Origin of the sequence: Helicobacter sp. WB40 (assembly GCF_027859275.1) — a bacterium.
Classification (GTDB): domain Bacteria; phylum Campylobacterota; class Campylobacteria; order Campylobacterales; family Helicobacteraceae; genus Helicobacter_D; species Helicobacter_D ibis.
The window spans coordinates 1-2,171 of sequence record NZ_JAQHXS010000021.1 but is presented as its reverse complement, the minus strand read 5'-3'; the positions used below and the strand labels follow the sequence as shown (position 1 = coordinate 2,171).

Below are 2,171 nucleotides of genomic sequence, written 5' to 3'. Positions count from 1 at the left end.
AAAGACAGAAACAGATAATATTGCCTTTTTAAAACTCATTTGAAAACTCCTTATAACCTTAGTATGATTCTAATTTAAATTTATAAACGATTTCGTCGTTTTTTAAAATCTCTTTTTTTTTAAATCTTTAAAAAATCCATCCTCTCTTAAAATTTGAACTGCCGAATAATTCTCGGTAGTTAAAAAGTTTTGCTTACTAACTGCTTGTTGGTGTTTATTTTCTTGTATGAGTTTCTTTGTCTCTTTTGCACTTAAGCCTTGTTCTTTGGCTTGTTTTATTAAGTCTTTTGTGGTAGGATTAGAGTTAGGTTCGCTAAGGAGCATCTTAGCGTCTCCATCCCTGCTGGTTGAAGATAGGACGCCTGTAGAAGCTTTATGTGCTGAGGAATCTCGAAGCTCGGGGGATATATAAAAGATTTCTTTTGCTTTCTCTAACTTATTTTTAATATTATTTGTTTTTTTTGGGCTATTTGTTACGCTTAATATTTCATTGTCATATTCTCTTGTAACATTTACAAAAAACAATTTATCATCTAAACTTTTTGCAAAAAGAATATCTCCTTGCATATCTCTAAAAACATAATCAGGCGTTTCAAAAGTCGGTTTTATTTTATCTATGTATTTTTCTCTGCCTTTTTCTACTATTTTTTCTAAATCACTTGCTTTTATTTTGACTTCAAAAGCTAGTTTGTCTTGTATCTCTTGCGGTATTTTCGGCACAAAATCTTCATCAATGCTTTTTGGCCCAAACTCTTTAAACCATGCTTCTTCTAACTCCTTTTTAAAGCTTAAGTTTTGATTGGTGGTATCATGTTTAGCTACAGAATCTTTAAAGGCTTTATGCTTTTCTTTTAGCTTTGGCAGAAGATCTATTAAATCACTCGCCTCTTTACTTACCTCTCCACTTTGCACAGATAAAGATAAAAAATCATAAATATCAAGCTCTTTTAGGCTTTTGCCAATTGGATTAAATAGCGTAGGTTCATTTATTCTTAAAAGCTCACTTTGGCTAGTGCTTAGAAATTCATACAAATTTCTACTTGGATTTTCTAAGCTCTTAAATCTTGCAAAGCTATATCCTAGTATCTTTGAAATTAGTTCGTTATAAAAGTTGGGATTTAGATTTATTAGCTCATTTGTGCCATTGTTATTAGTGGTTTTTAAAACAGACTCTATATCTCCTATTAATTCTCTGTAATTTTCTGCCCTGCTTTTATTTGTCATAGCAGTAAAATATACACTTTGTGTTAGATATTCTCTTAGGTCAATATTTGGTGTGTTTTTATTTTTAGAAACATTATAAATACTTCCTGCATTATCTACATACATTTTTAGCACTCTTTCTTTGTCTTCTGCACTTCCCTTTATTGCTTTTATAGAATCTACAAAGCTTATGTTTTTATTTCGAGCTAAAGAAGCTAAAAGTGCTAAGTTAGCATTAAAACTATCTAGCCCATTACTCTCTTTATCTAATGCTTTTGCTACTTTACTTTTTAGTTCTTCTACGCTTATTGATTCTATGAAATTTGGCAATTTGTTTATTTTGTCTTTATATTTTGCTAATGTGCTTATTGCTAGTTCTGCTATATTGGTTTCTCTGCCAATATTTGAAGTAAAACTAAGCTTTAAAATATCTTCATTACTTATTTCATCTACCATTCTTACAACTATCTCATCATCTTTTAAGTCTATTCCAAATTTTTCTTTTGCATATTTATTAAATTTGTCTTTATTTTCCTTATTTAGTTTCTTTAGTGCTTCTGCTCTGTGATTACCTGCTATTATTTGTCCATCTTTAGTAATTATTGGCAATCCCTCAAAGCTCCCTTCGCTATTGAAGAACTTCTCAAAGTTTGGCTCTTGTGCTATTTTGTTAATTGTGTATTCTTTTTTTTCTGTCCTACCTTGAGTATTTGTATTTGTGAAATTTGGCTTTAAATCATCTAGTTTTACTTTTACAAAATATGCCTTGTAACTATCATTTTCAGTATTTATGCTTGTTTCTTTTAATTTTATAGAATCTATGTCGCTTTGCAGTTCAAGTTCTTTGTCTATTATGCTTTTATCTAGTTGCTTTTCTTTTTGTTCATTCATTTTTGCTATTTTTTCTGTTTGCTCTTTGCTCCTCTTTATAAATTCATCTTGTATCCTTTTCTCCTCTGCTTCCTTTT

Annotated in this window: 1 protein-coding gene; it reads right to left on the bottom strand. The window is 30.0% G+C overall.

What is annotated here, in order from left to right; translation table 11 throughout:
- Positions 1–102 precede the first annotated feature (102 nt).
- On the bottom strand, positions 103–2,171 hold a 2,069-nt coding region (locus PF022_RS08740; protein WP_271023572.1), incomplete at its 5' end, for a PBECR2 nuclease fold domain-containing protein.